The sequence below is a fragment of the Thermosynechococcus sp. QS41 genome (assembly GCF_031583515.1).
In the GTDB taxonomy this organism is placed as follows: domain Bacteria; phylum Cyanobacteriota; class Cyanobacteriia; order Thermosynechococcales; family Thermosynechococcaceae; genus Thermosynechococcus.
Genome location: NZ_CP134181.1, coordinates 1865338 through 1881076 on the forward strand (window position 1 = coordinate 1865338; position 15739 = coordinate 1881076).

Here is a 15739-nt window from a genome sequence, read left to right on the forward strand (position 1 = left end):
CCTGTGATTTCCTAGGAACACCCGCAGTGACAGCGCCCCGTCTGTTCCGTGATTACACTAGAACCATTGTTCGCGAATTATTAGTTTACCACTTGGCGGTTATGGCTCGATATGCTCGTGTTGTTACTATTGCACTCCCTCGGGCACGGCTAAAGGAAGAGCTGGTGCAAACCCTAGAAGCCTGCGATTTGACGGTAACCCATGTGGGGGATGATTACGTCGTGGCACGGGAGAGCGCGCTCGATGCCATTTCAATGTCCCAACTGGTCACGGTTGAAGTCCTGATTGATAAAACCACGCCCCAAAAGGATGTCACCAAGTTTGATCTGGTGCTCAAGAATAAGGAACTGACCCTCAAGAAAAATAATCACTGCTTTGAATGGTTTGACCGTGTGAGTCGCGCCATTGCCGAAAATGAAAATTGGGAATTAGTTAATACAGTTGCCACACTGTGACGGTGCTGCCAGCAAATGCAACAGTGACCATTGTGGGCGCTGGGGTGGTTGGCTCGGCGATCGCCTACGAACTGAGTCGTGTGCTTGATCCAGCGGAAACGCCGATTCTTGTCCTTGAAGCACAACGGGAGGAAGATTGGCAAGCGACCGGTGCGGCTCTTGGTGTTCTCATTGTCCACCTCAGTCGGCGGCGACGTGGACGCAACTTTCAACTACGGCAGGCCAGTTTGGCACGTTATGAAACCCTCATTCCGGAGTTGGCGGCAGAAACGGGGGTTCAGATTCCCTACCAGCGCCGAGGCATTATCGAAATCTGTACCACTAAGGACGAGGCGATCGCCACCCAAGCATGGTTGCAGGAACAGGCTCCCCAAGGCGTGCAGTGGCTCTCGCCAAAAGAAGTCCAAGATCAATGTCCCCTTGTGGATATCCACCACATTCACGGTGCACTTTGGGCAACGGGCGATCGCCAAGTCACCCCTAAACCCTTGACTCAAGCCCTGCGCCAAGCGGCTCATCAACGGGGCGTCAAGTTCTTGTATCAAAGCCCTGTCCGGCAGCTCCAGCGATCGCCCCAAGGGGGATGGATTTTACAGCTCAATCAAGCAGCCATCGAGACCGAATACCTGATCTTAGCGGCAGGTCTAGGGACAACGCCCCTTACGCAAGCCCTCGATCGCTCTGTCACTGTGGAACCGGTTTTGGGACAAGCCCTAGAGTTTGCCTGTCATATTGATGCAAATACACCAGTGATGACGGCTGAAGGCATTCATTTTGTCCCCTTGCCTTGGGGGCGGGTGTGGGTGGGCGCCACCGTGGAGTTCAACACCCTCACCGCGAATCCGCAAACCCTTGATCAACTGCATGGACGGGCGATCGAACTTTGGCCAGTTCTGAAAACGGCTCCTGTGACCCAACAGTGGCAGGGACTGCGACCCCGCCCGAGCGATCGTCCGGCACCCATCATCGAAAAAATAGACGACCACACTTGGCTGACCACTGGCCATTACCGCAACGGTATTTTGCTGGCTCCCATCACCGCCCAAAAAATTGCCCAATCCCTGAGGCTGACCTTGGCCAAGGGCGATCGCCCCAAGGGGGACACAGCATTGATAAAATAAAAGCCAGCGTTGTGGGGTACATACCATGGAAGTGAATCCTTTTGGCTTGGTGGCAACAGCCATGTTTGTCTTGGTGCCAACAGTGTTCTTGATTATTTTGTACGTGCAAACGGAAAGTCAGAAGAAGAGCAGCTAAGATAGATCTCTACGGCTAGAGCGAAAACGACTCTATTTTTGCCGCAGATGTTCTAAATAGTCCTTATTTATACGGCCTGTGACTGCTGCTTCGTTTTCACCCCTTTGTATTGCACCTACCCACGTCTATCGCGGTTGGTCAATTCTCTCCCAAGCGGGGGAAGCCATTGCTCAATTGGGGCATCATCCCCTTTTAGTGGTTTCACCGCAGCGGTATCAGCAGCTTGAGCAGGAGTGGCAGGCGATCGCCCGCTCCCATGATCTCACCTTCAGCGTAGGGACATTCCATGGTGAGTGCAGTGAATCCACCCTTGCCCAGCTCCGCCAAGAGGCGCAAGGCAGCGATCTCATCATTGGCATTGGCGGTGGCAAAGCCCTAGATACCGCTAAACTTTTGGGGCATCAATTACACTTGCCCGTAGTGACGATCCCCACGTCCGCAGCCACCTGTGCCGCTTGGACAGCCCTCTCCAACATCTATACGGAGGCCGGTGCCTTTGCCTATGATGTGGCACTCCACCGTTGCCCGGATCTGCTGCTCTTGGACTATGCCCTGATTCAAACGGCGCCGAAGCGAACCCTGCTTGCCGGCATTGGCGATGCCCTTGCCAAGTGGTATGAGGCCTCGGTGAGTAGTGGTCACCGCCAAGAAACCCTGATTGTGGCGGCGGTACAGCAAGCCCGAGTATTGCGCGATATTCTCTTGCAGCAATCCGCTGAGGCCCTGGCCAATGTGGGCAGTACCGCTTGGGAAAATGTCGTCGATGCCAGTGTCCTCATGGCAGGGATGATTGGGGGCTTGGGGGGTGCCCAATGCCGCACGGTGGCAGCCCATGCGGTGCACAACGGTCTGACCCAACTGCCCCAAAGTAGGGGCACCCTCCATGGAGAAAAAGTGGCCTACGGTATTCTGGTGCAACTACGCTTGGAAGAGCTAGTTCAAGGCAGTCAACTAGCTGCTAGCGCTCGCCATCAGCTGTGCCAGTTCTATGAACAGGTGGGTTTGCCCCTGAGTTTAGAGGACTTGGGTTTCCAAGAGGCCAGCTTAGCCCAGCTCCAGCATGCTGCTACGGTTGCTTGTGCCCCCCACTCCGATATTCACCATTTGCCGTTTCCGGTGACGCCTGATCTGGTGCTAGAAGCAATGGTGTCCACCGTGGTCGGCTACAGTGCCACAGTCTTGGATGGGAGTGCCCGTTAGATGGGGTTAGAGTGGATTCAGCCGGCCGATCGCTTGGGGGCATTGCCGCCCTACGTCTTTGCGCGTCTCGATGAACTGAAGCTGAAAGCCCGCCAGCAGGGACTGGACTTAATTGACTTGGGGATGGGCAATCCCGATGGCTCCGCCCCGCGTCCAGTGATTGAAGCGGCCATTGCCGCCTTTGAGGAACCCAGCTACCACGGTTATCCCCCCTTTGAAGGCACAGCGGTTTTCCGTCAAGCCATTACCCGTTGGTATCAGCGCCGCTACAATGTCTCCCTTGATCCCGATGGTGAAGCCCTCCCCCTGTTGGGATCAAAAGAGGGACTGACGCACCTTGCCCTTGCCTATGTCAATCCGGGAGATGTCGTCCTCGTGCCCAGCCCGGCCTATCCTGCCCATTTTCGTGGACCTGCGATCGCCGGTGCCAACATCTATCCCCTCATTCTCAAACGGGAAAAGGGCTGGCTCATTGATCTCAGTGAGATTCCCAGTGACATTGCCCGCCAAGCCAAGGTTTTGTACTTCAACTATCCCAGCAACCCTACGGCGGCGATCGCCCCCCGCTCTTTCTTTGAAGAAATCGTTGCCTTTGCCCGCGAATATCAAATCCTTCTAGTGCATGACCTTTGCTACGCTGAACTGGCCTTTGATGGCTATCAACCCACCAGCTTACTGGAAATTCCCGGTGCCAAGGAAATCGGCGTTGAGTTCCATACCCTCTCAAAAACCTACAATATGGCCGGTTGGCGGGTGGGGTTTGTGGTGGGCAACCGCCACATTATTCAGGGCTTGCGTACGCTGAAAACGAACTTAGATTATGGGGTTTTTTCCGTCTTACAGAAAGCGGCAGAGGTGGCCTTGAGCCTGCCCGATAGCTACATTGCCTCTGTGTGCGATCGCTATCGCCAACGGCGGGATTTTCTGATTCAAGGCTTGAATGAACTGGGCTGGCAACTCACCCCAACCCAAGCAACCATGTACCTGTGGGTGCCCGTACCGCTGGGCATGAGTTCGACAGATTTTGCCCTCAAACTGCTTCAGGAGACAGGCGTTGTTGTGACCCCCGGCAATGCTTTTGGCGAAGGGGGTGAAGGATACGTGCGCATTAGCCTCATTGCCGATCGCGATCGCTTGGGTGAAGCTCTTAAACGCATGGCTCAAGCCAATATTCGCTTCGATAGCTTAAGTCAGTAACATACTCCATCCGGCCATGACAAAAACGAATGCCGCCCACCAGCCCTCAAGGCTCCTTATTCTGGGTGCCCTCGGTGTCGTCTATGGTGACCTAGGGACCAGTCCCCTCTATGCCTTTGAAGAAACCTTCAATCCCCTTCATCTCCTAACGGTTACTCCGGACAATATCTACGGCATTCTCTCTTTGATCCTCTGGTCGCTTGTCCTCATTCCAACATTCAAGTATGCAACCTTTGCCCTGCGTGCTGACAATGGCGGTGAAGGCGGCATCTTTCCCCTGATGGCACTTGTTCTCTCCCGAATTCGCCTCAATCCTCACTGGCGGCGCTGGGTGATCATTTTCGGTCTGGTGGGGGCGGCCCTGTTCTATGGCGATAGCACCATTACCCCTGCGATTAGTGTTCTCTCTGCCGTTGAGGGGCTAGAGGTGCTCAGTCCCCAGTTTGCGGATTGGACAGTGCCCCTGACAGTGGTCATTCTGGTGGCATTGTTTTGGTTTCAACATCGCGGTACCACCCAAGTGGGGCAGGTCTTTGGCCCGATCATGTTCCTCTGGTTTATGACCTTGGGCATTCTTGGCGCAATTCACATCTTCGAGCACCCCACAATTCTGAACGCCCTCAATCCTTGGTGGGGAGTAGAACTCTTTCGCACCCATCCTAGCCAAGTTCTTGTCCTATTGGGAGTGGTTATTCTGGCACTGACGGGTGCCGAGGCGATGTATGCCGATATGGGACACTTTGGCGTCCAGCCGATTCGCTTGGCGTGGTATCGTCTAGTCTTTCCTGCCCTTGCCTTGAATTATCTGGGGCAGGGTGCTTTCATTCTCAAGCATCCAACGGCTACCCATAATCTCTTTTTCCAACTTGTACCTGCGTGGAGCGTTTTGCCCTTAGTCATTCTCAGTACATTGGCCACCGTCATTGCATCTCAAGCGGTAATTTCGGGGGCTTTTTCAATGACTGCTGCGGCTATTAAGTTGGGCTATCTGCCCCGGCTGCGCATTGATGTCACGGATGATCATCACCGTGGCCAGATTTATATTCCTGTAATCAACTGGTTGCTATTGGTTACGGTTCTGCTCTTGGTCATCACCTTTAGAAGCTCATCAGAACTCGCGGGTGCCTATGGTTTGGCAGTTAACTTAACCATGGTAGTTACGACTCTCTGCCTGATTTTGGTGGCGCGGTACTTGTGGCGGTGGTCTATTCTGCAAATTAGCCTTGTTTGGGTCAGTATTTTAGTAATTGAAATTGCTTTCCTGATAGGAAATGCCCTCAAGATTCCCCACGGTGGTTGGTATCCCCTCGTTTTCGGCGGGATTATTTATATGCTCTTAGTGACGTGGCGACAAGGTCAGGTTCTGCTGCGTCAGCAACTGCTGCAAGCAAATACTCACTTCTCCCTCAAGGAACTGCTCAGTCAAGGGGTTGCGCGTGTGCCGGGGATTGCTGTTTTCTTCTCACCACTTCCCCACACCATTCCACCGACCTTTATTCAAAACCTTCAGCACAATCATGTGTTGCATGAGCAGATGATCTTTATCCATTTAGCAACTGCGAATTTACCCCATGTGCCCTTGTCAGAACAATTGGCCTATACAGTCACGGATGTCGGTATTAATGAAATCATCCTTACCTCGGGGTTTCGCGATCGCCCTGATGTCCTACTCGCCCTTGAAACCTGCCAACGTGTCCTCAATCTCCCCCTCAACGAACCCATGAGTTTCTTCCTAGGCCGTCGCACAATCATCCCCACCCACGCCCCCGGCATGACCTACTGGCAAAAGGTTGTCTTTGCTTGGCTATATCGCAATGCTGAGGATGCCATGACCTACTTTCATCTGCCCCCTGAACAAGTGGTGGAGCTTGGCATACAGGTAGAGATTTGATACGTGGGAGCATTTATCCCAAACGGCTATTCCATGCGGTTTCTGCATCCTTGAGTGCCTGATCAATTGTCTTTTGTCCCAAGAGAACTGCCTGTAAATTCTCGTAGAGGAGTCGTTGTAGCTCCTTAATATCCCGCAGGGGGGGAATGAGAACCTCTGCTTGGCTCATTTGAGCAGCGCTGACGGATCGGGCAATGTCCACAGGGGTGGCATTTTCACCAATGGTGCGGAAGTAGGAATCCGCTAAGGCCGCTTGTGTAGAAGGCAGAACATTGGCTTCCTTGGCAAAGGTCAGTTGATTTTCATCATTGGTGACAAAGAGGGCAAATTCTACGGCAAGTTCGGGATGGCGGCTCTGGCGGGGCACCAGTAAATTCATCACAGCAACATTTTTCTTGCCAGTGTCTCCGGTCAACTGGGGGGCAGGGGCTGAAACGGCTGCAATAGTGGGGGCATTGGTGGCGATCGCGTTCAAAAATTCCGGACTGGTCATCACTAGCGCCGTTTGTCCCGCTTGATAGAGTTCGATACCTTGGCGGTGGCCTTCAGTCAGCACCTGTGGCGGCAAGAGTCCCTGACGATAGAGATCCAGCCAATACTGGAAAACGGCTTTACCCACAGGGGAATTAAAGGCAGCACGGCCTTGATCATCCACCAGTTGGACGCCCATTTGCACCATGGCCTGCATCAGTTCGGCAGAGTCCTCGGGCACCATCGTGATAAAGAAGGCGTATTTACCGGTTTTCTCTTTCACTGCCTTGGCTACACTGGCTAGCTCGGCAAAGGTTTGCGGGGGGCGATCGACCCCAGCGGCGGCAAGAATCGCCTTGTTATAAATCGTTACCCGCGAGGTGAGGTACCAAGGCACGGCAAAACTCTTGCCCTCTAACGTCGTTGCCTGCCAGATATTCGGTAAATAACGCTCGCGCACGGCTGGCGGCACATAGTCATTGAGATTGAGCCACGCATTGCGTCCTGCCAACAACGCCGCAAAGTCGGGGTTCAGGTTCACCACATCAGGCGCAGTGCCCGCTAACACCGCCATGAGAATTTTGGTCTGCATTGCCGTCCAAGGAATATCCACCCAGCGCACATGGACATCGGGATGTTGGGCTTCAAATGCCGCAATCAGGCGATGGAAGTAGTCAGTAAATTTCGGTTGCAGTTGCATGGTCCAGAATTCAATCTGGGTGCCTTGGGTAGGCGGCGTTGTTCCACAACTGGTGAGGATGGCCAGCCATAGCCCCACCAACAGCCCAGAGATCCAGCGTTGCCACGATCGCATTGCTGAGGACTCCTACAGGGGGGGGAGTTCAGAGGTACAGGCACGGCAGCGACTTGCCTTGAGGGGCACAGACTCCAAGCAGTAGGGGCACTCCCGTTGTTCGGGGGCAGGCGGTTTCTTGGGCAGCAAGGGCAAAATCAGTTTCAGGAGAATAAATAGGCTGAGGGCAATCACCCCAAAGTCGAGTAAACTGCCCAAAAATTTGCCAATTCGAATGCCTGAGCCGACGGTCAGTTCGCGCCAGTCGCCCCCGGGAATCAGAGGATTGACCAAGGGCATGATGAGGTCTTCAACAACGGAAGTAACAATGCGGCCAAAGGCACCCCCCACCACGACAGCGATCGCTAGATCAATCACATTCCCCTTTAAGGCAAATTCGCGGAACTCCTGCCAAAATTGCTTGACCTGTCGGCGGTTCAATCGCCCCATGCCCATTCCTCAGTAGTACACAAAAATTAACATTTATCTTCATCAATGACCAAAATTTTATCGATGCTGCTAGCCAACGGGCAAACTCTAGGCTAACATTGTAGATCCAGTCAGAAAGTGTTCGAGCGATCGCTGGTATGATTGCGTATGGCACCCACTTCTGCCCGCTTGATAACTCACTATACACCCCCATTTTCGTTAAAGGAGCTAGGAAAACACTCGCATGGTCAATCAGGAAAAAACGTTAGACGTGGGCTTTACGCATGCTGATTTTGCAGCCTTACTGGACCGGTACGATTACCATTTCAACCCCGGCGACATTGTTGCTGGCACCGTCTTTAGCATCGAACCGAAGGGTGCCCTGATTGACATCGGTGCGAAAACCGCTGCCTACATCCCTATCCAAGAAATGTCTATCAACCGGATTGACAGTCCGGAAGAAGTCCTGCAACCGAACGAAACCCGTGAGTTCTTTATCTTGGCGGATGAAAATGAGGAAGGGCAGCTTACCCTCTCGATTCGTCGTATTGAGTACATGCGGGCTTGGGAGCGCGTTCGCCAACTGCAAGCGGAAGATGCCACCGTTCGTTCTCAGGTCTTTGCCACCAACCGTGGGGGTGCCCTTGTGCGCATTGAAGGGCTGCGCGGCTTTATCCCCGGTTCCCACATCAGCACCCGTGTCAACAAAGAAGAATTGGTGGGTGAAGAGCTACCCCTGAAGTTTTTAGAAGTGGATGAAGAGCGCAACCGCCTCGTCCTCAGCCACCGCCGTGCCCTTGTCGAACGCAAGATGAACAAACTGGAAGTGGGCGAAGTGGTGGTTGGAACCGTGCGTGGGATTAAGCCCTACGGTGCCTTCATTGACATTGGTGGGGTTAGCGGTCTGCTGCACATTTCCGAGATTTCCCACGATCACATTGATACGCCCCACAGTGTTTTCAATGTCAATGACCAAGTCAAGGTGATGATTATTGACCTTGATGCTGAGCGGGGTCGGATTTCCCTGTCCACCAAGCAACTGGAGCCAGAACCCGGTGACATGGTGAAAAATCCGCAGTTGGTCTATGAAAAGGCTGAAGAGATGGCAGAGCGCTATCGTCAGCAACTCCTGCAACAACAGCAGCAGGCCACCGCAGAGACCACTGAGGAAGTCATTGAAGACATTCCCGAAGCCACTGAAGACGATACGGCTGAGCCGATTCTTCAGGAAGCCTAGGATGTCCCTTGCCCTCACCCTTGGGGATCCAGCGGGCATTGGCCCAGAAATTCTCCTGAAAGCCCTAGCTCACCTGCCCTCAGAAATGTTAGGGCAGTTTTTTATTGCTGGTACAGGCCAAGTATTAGAGGAAACGTACGCTCGCCTCTGCCAGCAGGGACAGGTGGCCATTGATCCTGCCCAGCTTCGGATTTGGGAGCATCCCCTCGATGCGGTGATTGTGCCGGGGCAACCGAGTGTGGTGAGTGGGGCGGCGAGCTTTGCCTACTTAGAAACAGCCATTCAGCGGACGATCGCTGGCGAGGTGGCAGGCATTGTGACGGCACCGATTTCTAAGGCCAGTTGGCAGGCGGCAGGCTATACTTTTCCCGGTCAAACAGAAGTGCTGGCTCACTTTACTGGAACCGCCCACGTGGGCATGGTGTTCTTGGGGCGATCGCCCGTAACCAACTGGGTGCTGACCACTTTACTCGCGACGACCCACATCCCCTTGCAAGAGGTGCCCAAAGCACTGACCCCCGAGCGCCTCAATGAAAAACTCGCGCTCCTTGTGCAGTTTCTGAGGGAGCGGCGGCATCTGGAGCGACCTCGCATTGCCATTGCTGGCTTGAATCCCCACAGTGGTGAGCAGGGACACTTAGGCCAAGAGGAAGTGACTTGGCTGATTCCATGGCTCGCAGCAGCCCAGCAGCAGTATCCCCAAGTTGAACTGATTGGTCCTGTGCCCCCCGATACCCTCTGGATTGGAGCGGCCGATGCGTGGTGGGGACGCCCTGCCCCGGCAACTGCCTACGATGCCTACCTCGCGCTTTACCATGATCAGGGGTTGATTCCCGTGAAGATGCTCGCTTTTCGGGAAGCGGTGAATACGACGATTGGCTTGCCCTTTATTCGCACCTCCCCCGATCACGGCACCGCCTTTGATATTGCCGGTAAAGGGGTAGCAGACCCCCAGAGTTTTCTGGCGGCGATCGCTTGGGCGCAAACCCTGAGTCAAGGATCGGTTTTCCCTCTTACCCCCGCCTAAAGTGCCTTTGATAGAATGCAACTAGATAACAAACCAAACGGTCAATCGTTGGCATTTGGGTTGTTGCTGTATCGGGCAGAGTCATATGGGATTCTTTGATTCAGAAATTGTTCAACAGGAAGCACAACGCCTGTTTCAGGACTACCAGCAGTTGATGCAGCTTGGCTCCGAGTACGGCAAGTTTGACCGCGAAGGGAAGAAAATTTATATCGCAAAAATGGAAGAACTCATGGAGCGCTACCGTATTTTTATGAAGCGCTTTGAGTTGTCCGATGACTTCATGGCGCAGATGACCATCAAACAATTGGAGACCCAACTCAGCCAGTTTGGTATGTCTGCCCAAACCATGTTTGATCAAATGCATCAAACCCTTGAGCGCATGAAAGCCGAAGTGGAACGCCAACCCTAGGGGAGAGGGCGAGTGTTGCTCTGCAATTTGGATGGGGTGATTACGCCAGAGGCCTCGATTTCTGTTTTTGATCGCGGGTTTCTCTACGGTGATAGTGTTTATGAAGTGATGCGTACCTACCGCGGGATTCCCTTTGCCCTACCAGAGCACCTCGCACGGTTGCGCGCTTCAGCCGCCTATCTCTACATGAGCGTGCCGTGGTCTGATGAGCACATTACCCAAGAAGTGCAACGTACCTTAGCGGCTGCCCCAGCGGGAGAATATTACATTCGGATTGTCGTGACCCGTGGCGCCGACCAGCGGATTGGGTTACTGCCAGAACCAACGACCCAACCAAGGTTATTGATTGTGTTGATGGCGATCGCCCCCGAACCAACATTGAGCGAACAGGGAATTTGCCTGACCATTGCCAAGCGGCAACGCACGAGCACTGCTGCCCTTGATCCAGCTGCCAAAACGGGCAATTACCTCAACAATATCTTGGCGCTATTGGAAGCGCAGCAAGCTGGGTTTGACGACGCCCTGTTGCTCAATGCCCAAGGGCAGATGACCGAGGCCACGACCAGTAACCTCTGGATTGTCCGTGAGGGTGTGGTCGAGACACCCCCCACTGCTGTTGGGATGCTCCACGGAATTACGCGAGCGACGCTGTTGCAGATCGTTGCAAACTTGGGCATGCCCCATCGGGAAGTGATTCTCACCCCACAGGATCTGGCGAGAGCCAGTGAGGGCTTTCTGAGTTCATCGGTGCGCCTGCTAATGCCGATTCGCCAAGTGGATGAGGTGATCTTTCCCGCCTGTCCGGGACCTGTGACCCAAAAGCTATGGCAGGAATTATTAACAGTGATGGAAAAGGCGACTCTGGCCTAGATACAGTCCTTTTAGCGAAGTTCTTGAGTTGGGAACATGACGGGAATATTGGGATTCACCCATACTTGACAGTCGAGTTCGGTACTGGGTGGGAAAAAAGGAATCGGGTTGCCTGCGGCATCGGTGACTTCTGGCAGGTATTCAAGGGGTAGGGCATCAAATTGACAGGTGTAGGCACCATAAATGACCTGCCGGCGATCGCCCAAAGGGCGCGCTGCGCGATCGCGCAGGATCAACTGATAACCAAAGCTGCGACTGGCATTCCCCAACTGATTGATCAGGGCAAAACGCCGTAAATAGGGCAGGCGTCCCCAAGCAGACGGCAACACAAAGGCTTCAACTCTACCCCCCGGCGCTGTGATGGCCGGAAAAGCCTGCCAGCGCTGAATCACCCCATCCCCAAACTGCTGAACTGCCCACCAGAGACTCGGTACGGTCAAGCCCACTGCCGAGGGTTGCTCGCTAACCACAACTTGCTTTTCATTGACCGGCAGCGCGATCGCCTCGGCAACCGCTGGCGGTAGGTCTTCTGTACTGGGATTGGCGGTAGTTCTAACGGGGTGCAATGCCACTAAAGCAATTGCCCCAACTGTGCTGAGCCAGCGACCGCAAGACTTCAGTATGGATAGGCTTTTCATTGATCCTTAGGCGTGAGGGAGATTACCTCCTATATTACGGATGCAGCCAAGCCTTCAATACATCGAGGAGGCTATTTCCCCCCCATGCAAGGGCAACCAGAATGGAGGTGGTCACCGCTAAGCCAATCAGAGAAATAACCACCCCTGCCAGACTAATCAAACCATCGTCATCCAAAAGACCAAAGCCAATCGTAAAAATGCCCATCGCTGGAATGGTGTTGGTGCCGGGAATGGGCAAAATCATCGAGATTGCCATCAGTGACACGGCAACTCCCAAGCCCAAACGTCCGCCTCGGGTCGTGCAAATGGGGCGCAAGCGGGGACGGGAGATCAATTCAACCCGCTGCAGCCAAGGCAAAGCTGTGCGCACAATCTTTTGAATCTGGGATCGCGGCATCGTGCGCTTCAGCAGCCGCGGGGGCAACCAAGGGGTTGAGGCACCCACGAGCAATTGCCAGCCCAACAGTAACAGCACAATGCCAAAGGGGGTGGAGTAACCGGGGGCTGGAATAGGCAGCGCCGAGGGCAATGAAAGTACAGCCAGCAAAAAGCCGAAGGTTCGCTCTCCTGCCAACTGCAGAATATCCCCCAAGGACACCAGTTGCTGCGTTAACACCTCGCCATCGCTGAGGCTGGGCACAGGACTCAAAAAGGCACGTTCGAGGTCAGTGGACAGTTTTGCCATAAAAAATTACGGGAGGTGGAAATGTTGCCACTGCTAGGATACGATAGATTGATCGTTAGTTATGCCCAACACAGTTGACAGGCGATCCTAAGGCCGCGATCAACCTGAAGCCATGGCAACCCCATCCGACTTACCGACAGAGTTGCACCTGATCAACCCGCGGCGATCGCTGGGTCATGTTTATCTCGACTGGACACCCCAACCTGGTTGCCATGTGGATCATGAAGGGGAAACCTATACCGTGTTAGAACGCCGTCATCGCTACCGGTTTCGTGGCGGACGTTATCAACTGGAAAAAATTGCCCTCTATGTGCAGCATAGTGACACCACGAGCGATCGCCATCTCGTCAATGGACAGTGGGTGATTGGAGATCCCACCTGCCGCTGGAATGCGCTTTCACCCTTGTTGCGGTGTGCTGTGAACCCTCAAGGCTCCTGCCAAGACTGTCGAGATTACCAGCCTCGAGAACCTTAACGTTTTGCTGCGAAACCCCCCCTCGCGCAGAGGGGGAGCATCAGGGTGATTTCAGATTGAGCCAGAGACGGCCAGCCTACTGCACAGCGGGCGTCATATAGGACGTTTCCGGTAGAACAATTTTCACCGGTTCAACGTGCCAGATGTCTTGGCAGTACTCGCGAATGGCGCGATCGCTAGAAAATTTGCCCATCCGTGCCACATTCAGAATCGACATTTTTGCCCATTGGGCTTGATCTTGATACACCTGAAGCACCTGTTGATGGCAGTCCATGTAGCTTTGGTAGTCTGCCAAGAGGCAATAGCGATCGTTTTGCCAGAGGTGTTCCACAATTGGGCGAAAGAGTTCCGTATCCCCATGGGAAAAGTAACCAGAGCCGATGAGGTCAAGGACTCGCTTCAGCATCGGGTTATTATTGGCAAACTCCCACGGACGGTAGCCGTTACGCCACAATTCCTGCAATTGCTCCACCCTATTGCCAAAGAGGAAGAAGTTTTCTGCTCCTACTTCTTCACGAATCTCCACATTGGCACCATCGAGGGTGCCAATCGTCAGCGCCCCATTGAGGGCAAATTTCATATTCCCTGTGCCTGAGGCCTCGTAGCCTGCCGTTGAGATCTGCTGTGAGAGATCCGCTGCGGGATAGACCCGCTGTCCCAGAGTCACATTGTAGTCGGGTAAAAAGACCACCTTCAGGCGATCGCGCACCGCTGGATCACGGTTAATCACGTCGGCTACCGAGTTGATGAGCTTGATGATCAACTTGGCCATGTAGTAGCCCGGTGCTGCCTTACCGCCAAAAATAAACGTTTGGGATACCATCTCCAGTTGCGGATTGTCCTTCAACATCTGATAGAGGGTGATGATATTGAGGACACACAGGTGCTGCCGCTTATATTCGTGGATGCGCTTCACCAAAATGGAGAAGAGGGAATGGGGATCCACCGTTACTCCCACGCGATCGCGAATGTATTCCGCAAGGCGTTCCTTGTTTCCATGCTTCACCGATCGCCACTGAGCCGCAAAGTCGCGATCCTCTGCCAAGGGTTCCAATCGCCGCAGTTGATCCAAGTGCTTCACCCAATCTTCGCCAATGCGTTCGGTAATCAGGCGAGTTAATCCGGGATTACTGAGCACCATCCAGCGCCGAGGGGTGACGCCATTGGTTTTATTGGAAAATTTCTGCGGCGTCAGTTCGTAGAAATCCTTGAGCACCGTTTGTTTCAAGAGTTCTGAGTGCAGCGCCGCCACTCCGTTGATGGCATGACACCCCACCGCTGCCAAGTGTGCCATGCGCACATAACGACAGCCACTTTCATCAATAATCGACAGCCGCCGTAGGCGATCGTTATCCCCCGGATATTGCAGGCGCACCTGATCGAGGAAGCGTTGGTTAATTTCGTAGATGATTTGCAAGTGGCGGGGTAGTAGTGAGCCAAAGAGATCTAGCGGCCATTTTTCCAGTGCCTCGGGCAAGAGGGTGTGGTTGGTGTAGGCAAATGTCTTGCAAGTAATGTCCCACGCCTGCTCCCAAGGCATGAGATGCTCATCCACCAACAGGCGCATCAGTTCTGCCACCGAAATCGCCGGATGGGTATCATTCAACTGCACGGTGAACTTTTCGTGGAAGCGGCTGAGATCCTTATTCCCCGATTGCTTGTAGAGGCGGATCATGTCCTGAAGGGCACAGGAGCAGAAGAAATATTGCTGCATCAGCCGCAGTTCTTTGCCCTGCAATTGCTCATCGTTGGGATAGAGCACCTTGGTGATGTTTTCCGAGGCAATTTTTTGATTGACGGCACCGTAGTAATCGCCCGTGTTAAAGGCTTGAAAGTCAAAGGACTCCACCGCCTCTGCCCGCCACAGACGCAGAAGATTGGCGGTATTCACCTTGTAGCCCAAGATTGGGGTGTCATAGGCTACCCCCTGCACCACTTGATGGGGGTGCCAAACCACTCGGTAGCGACCCTGATCATCGGTGTAGCTATAGGTATGGCCGCCAAACTTTACCTGCAAAATCAACTCTGGCCGCGGAATTTCCCACGGGTTGCCGTAGCGTAACCACTTATCCGTAATTTCCACTTGCCAGCCATCGCGAATCTCTTGGTCAAAGATGCCGTACTCATAGCGAATGCCGTAGCCAATGGCGGGGATTTCCAATGTGGCGAGGGAATCCATATAGCAGGCGGCCAAGCGACCCAAGCCACCATTGCCCAAGCCCGGCTCTTCCTCCTGATCAAGGAGTTCCTTGAGGTTTAAACCCGTTTGCCGCATGGCTTCCTCAACGGCTTCATAGAGCCCAAGGTTAATTAGGTTATTGCCAAGGTGTGGCCCCAGTAAAAATTCCGCTGAAAGATAGCAAACAGTGCGGCTTTCTTGATCTCGATAGGTTTTGGCAGAATTCAGCCAGCGCAACAGCAGGCGATCGCGCACGGTGTAGGCCAAGGCCAAGTAGTAATCATTTTTCGTCGCCACTTCGGGGAACCGCCCTTGGATAAAGAAGAGATTATCCATAAAGGCGCGGCGCAGCGTTTCAATACTCGTACCGGTGCGATCGTCTTCCGTCAGCACCGTGGGACAACCGGGCGGAATGAGACTGGTCATTGTGGGAATCCTCGCAAAGAATTAACGCGATTAGTAGTCAGCCCTTCCCTTCTGTTCTACCGCGATCGCCGAAGATTCCCCGCTAAGTACAGAATCTCTT

16 protein-coding genes are annotated in these 15739 nt (G+C 53.7%); 11 read left to right on the forward strand and 5 right to left on the reverse strand.

Going from position 1 to position 15739, the window contains the following annotated elements; translation table 11 throughout:
* Positions 1 to 101: 101 nt before the first annotated feature.
* From RHJ80_RS09210 to RHJ80_RS09235, 6 genes are all read left to right on the forward strand, one after another.
* A complete protein-coding gene (locus RHJ80_RS09210) occupies positions 102 to 455 on the forward strand; it encodes a hypothetical protein (protein WP_149818813.1) in 354 nt (117 codons plus the stop codon).
* 23 nt (positions 456 to 478) lie between these two features.
* A complete protein-coding gene (locus RHJ80_RS09215) occupies positions 479 to 1576 on the forward strand; it encodes an FAD-dependent oxidoreductase (RefSeq protein WP_310742940.1) in 1098 nt (365 codons plus the stop codon).
* A gap of 25 nt (positions 1577 to 1601) precedes the next feature.
* Positions 1602 to 1712 carry a photosystem II reaction center protein PsbM gene (gene psbM / locus RHJ80_RS09220; protein ID WP_149818817.1) on the forward strand — a complete coding sequence of 37 codons (111 nt, stop codon included), beginning with the start codon at positions 1602 to 1604 and terminating at the stop codon, positions 1710 to 1712.
* A 69-nt stretch (positions 1713 to 1781) separates the two neighbouring features.
* The gene (locus tag RHJ80_RS09225) at positions 1782 to 2912 is read left to right on the forward strand and encodes an iron-containing alcohol dehydrogenase family protein (protein ID WP_399384601.1); all 1131 of its coding nucleotides are present in this window, start codon (positions 1782 to 1784) and stop codon (positions 2910 to 2912) included.
* Positions 2913 to 4109, forward strand: coding sequence for an aspartate aminotransferase (locus RHJ80_RS09230; protein WP_302678136.1), 1197 nt, complete (start codon positions 2913 to 2915; stop codon positions 4107 to 4109).
* A 16-nt stretch (positions 4110 to 4125) separates the two neighbouring features.
* Positions 4126 to 6000: a KUP/HAK/KT family potassium transporter gene (locus tag RHJ80_RS09235; protein ID WP_310800845.1), complete on the forward strand. Its 1875-nt coding sequence runs from the start codon at positions 4126 to 4128 to the stop codon at positions 5998 to 6000.
* 13 nt (positions 6001 to 6013) lie between these two features.
* On the opposite strand, the gene RHJ80_RS09240 is transcribed toward RHJ80_RS09235, so the two are convergent.
* Both RHJ80_RS09240 and mscL read right to left on the reverse strand, forming a co-directional pair.
* Positions 6014 to 7285, reverse strand: a complete 1272-nt coding sequence (locus RHJ80_RS09240) for a sugar ABC transporter substrate-binding protein (protein ID WP_310800846.1) — start codon at positions 7283 to 7285, stop codon at positions 6014 to 6016.
* Between the two features lie 12 nt (positions 7286 to 7297).
* Positions 7298 to 7714: a large conductance mechanosensitive channel protein MscL gene (gene mscL, locus RHJ80_RS09245; RefSeq protein WP_255521450.1), complete on the reverse strand. Its 417-nt coding sequence runs from the start codon at positions 7712 to 7714 to the stop codon at positions 7298 to 7300.
* Between the two features lie 223 nt (positions 7715 to 7937).
* Here mscL and RHJ80_RS09250 point away from each other — a divergent pair, with 223 nt between their 5' ends.
* From RHJ80_RS09250 to RHJ80_RS09265, 4 genes are all read left to right on the forward strand, one after another.
* On the forward strand, positions 7938 to 8930 hold the full coding sequence (locus RHJ80_RS09250; protein WP_149818829.1) for a 30S ribosomal protein S1: 993 nt from the start codon (positions 7938 to 7940) through the stop codon (positions 8928 to 8930).
* A 1-nt stretch (position 8931) separates the two neighbouring features.
* Positions 8932 to 9957 carry a 4-hydroxythreonine-4-phosphate dehydrogenase PdxA gene (pdxA, locus tag RHJ80_RS09255; RefSeq protein ID WP_310800847.1) on the forward strand — a complete coding sequence of 342 codons (1026 nt, stop codon included), beginning with the start codon at positions 8932 to 8934 and terminating at the stop codon, positions 9955 to 9957.
* Between the two features lie 85 nt (positions 9958 to 10042).
* The gene (locus RHJ80_RS09260; protein ID WP_206199926.1) at positions 10043 to 10366 is read left to right on the forward strand and encodes a DUF1825 family protein; all 324 of its coding nucleotides are present in this window, start codon (positions 10043 to 10045) and stop codon (positions 10364 to 10366) included.
* Between the two features lie 12 nt (positions 10367 to 10378).
* A complete protein-coding gene (locus tag RHJ80_RS09265) occupies positions 10379 to 11236 on the forward strand; it encodes an aminotransferase class IV (protein ID WP_310800848.1) in 858 nt (285 codons plus the stop codon).
* Between the two features lie 11 nt (positions 11237 to 11247).
* Here RHJ80_RS09265 and RHJ80_RS09270 read toward each other — a convergent pair whose 3' ends face one another.
* Together RHJ80_RS09270 and RHJ80_RS09275 are read right to left on the reverse strand one after the other, a co-directional pair.
* Entirely contained in the window at positions 11248 to 11874 is a 627-nt protein-coding gene (locus tag RHJ80_RS09270) for a hypothetical protein (RefSeq protein ID WP_310800849.1), read from the reverse strand.
* Between the two features lie 34 nt (positions 11875 to 11908).
* Complete coding sequence (locus tag RHJ80_RS09275; RefSeq protein ID WP_310800850.1) at positions 11909 to 12559, reverse strand: exopolysaccharide biosynthesis protein; 651 nt, start codon at positions 12557 to 12559, stop codon at positions 11909 to 11911.
* A 112-nt stretch (positions 12560 to 12671) separates the two neighbouring features.
* Between RHJ80_RS09275 and RHJ80_RS09280 the strand changes: the two genes are divergently transcribed.
* Positions 12672 to 13034: a DUF6464 family protein gene (locus RHJ80_RS09280; protein WP_149818841.1), complete on the forward strand. Its 363-nt coding sequence runs from the start codon at positions 12672 to 12674 to the stop codon at positions 13032 to 13034.
* 76 nt (positions 13035 to 13110) lie between these two features.
* On the opposite strand, the gene RHJ80_RS09285 is transcribed toward RHJ80_RS09280, so the two are convergent.
* Positions 13111 to 15639: a glycogen/starch/alpha-glucan phosphorylase gene (locus tag RHJ80_RS09285; protein WP_310800851.1), complete on the reverse strand. Its 2529-nt coding sequence runs from the start codon at positions 15637 to 15639 to the stop codon at positions 13111 to 13113.
* Between the last annotated feature and the right edge of the window lie 100 nt (positions 15640 to 15739).

Excerpts from the sequence above, each read along its gene's own strand:
- RHJ80_RS09210 (WP_149818813.1), top strand. The coding sequence starts at position 102 with ATGGCTCGATATGCTCGTGTTGTTACTATTGCACTCCCTCGGGCACGG.
- psbM (WP_149818817.1), top strand. The coding sequence starts at position 1,602 with ATGGAAGTGAATCCTTTTGGCTTGGTGGCAACAGCCATGTTTGTCTTG.
- RHJ80_RS09230 (WP_302678136.1), top strand. The coding sequence starts at position 2,913 with ATGGGGTTAGAGTGGATTCAGCCGGCCGATCGCTTGGGGGCATTGCCG.
- RHJ80_RS09235 (WP_310800845.1), top strand. The coding sequence starts at position 4,126 with ATGACAAAAACGAATGCCGCCCACCAGCCCTCAAGGCTCCTTATTCTG.
- RHJ80_RS09240 (WP_310800846.1), bottom strand. The coding sequence starts at position 7,285 with ATGCGATCGTGGCAACGCTGGATCTCTGGGCTGTTGGTGGGGCTATGG.
- mscL (WP_255521450.1), bottom strand. The coding sequence starts at position 7,714 with ATGGGGCGATTGAACCGCCGACAGGTCAAGCAATTTTGGCAGGAGTTC.
- RHJ80_RS09250 (WP_149818829.1), top strand. The coding sequence starts at position 7,938 with ATGGTCAATCAGGAAAAAACGTTAGACGTGGGCTTTACGCATGCTGAT.
- pdxA (WP_310800847.1), top strand. The coding sequence starts at position 8,932 with ATGTCCCTTGCCCTCACCCTTGGGGATCCAGCGGGCATTGGCCCAGAA.
- RHJ80_RS09260 (WP_206199926.1), top strand. The coding sequence starts at position 10,043 with ATGGGATTCTTTGATTCAGAAATTGTTCAACAGGAAGCACAACGCCTG.
- RHJ80_RS09270 (WP_310800849.1), bottom strand. The coding sequence starts at position 11,874 with ATGAAAAGCCTATCCATACTGAAGTCTTGCGGTCGCTGGCTCAGCACA.
- RHJ80_RS09275 (WP_310800850.1), bottom strand. The coding sequence starts at position 12,559 with ATGGCAAAACTGTCCACTGACCTCGAACGTGCCTTTTTGAGTCCTGTG.
- RHJ80_RS09280 (WP_149818841.1), top strand. The coding sequence starts at position 12,672 with ATGGCAACCCCATCCGACTTACCGACAGAGTTGCACCTGATCAACCCG.
- RHJ80_RS09285 (WP_310800851.1), bottom strand. The coding sequence starts at position 15,639 with ATGACCAGTCTCATTCCGCCCGGTTGTCCCACGGTGCTGACGGAAGAC.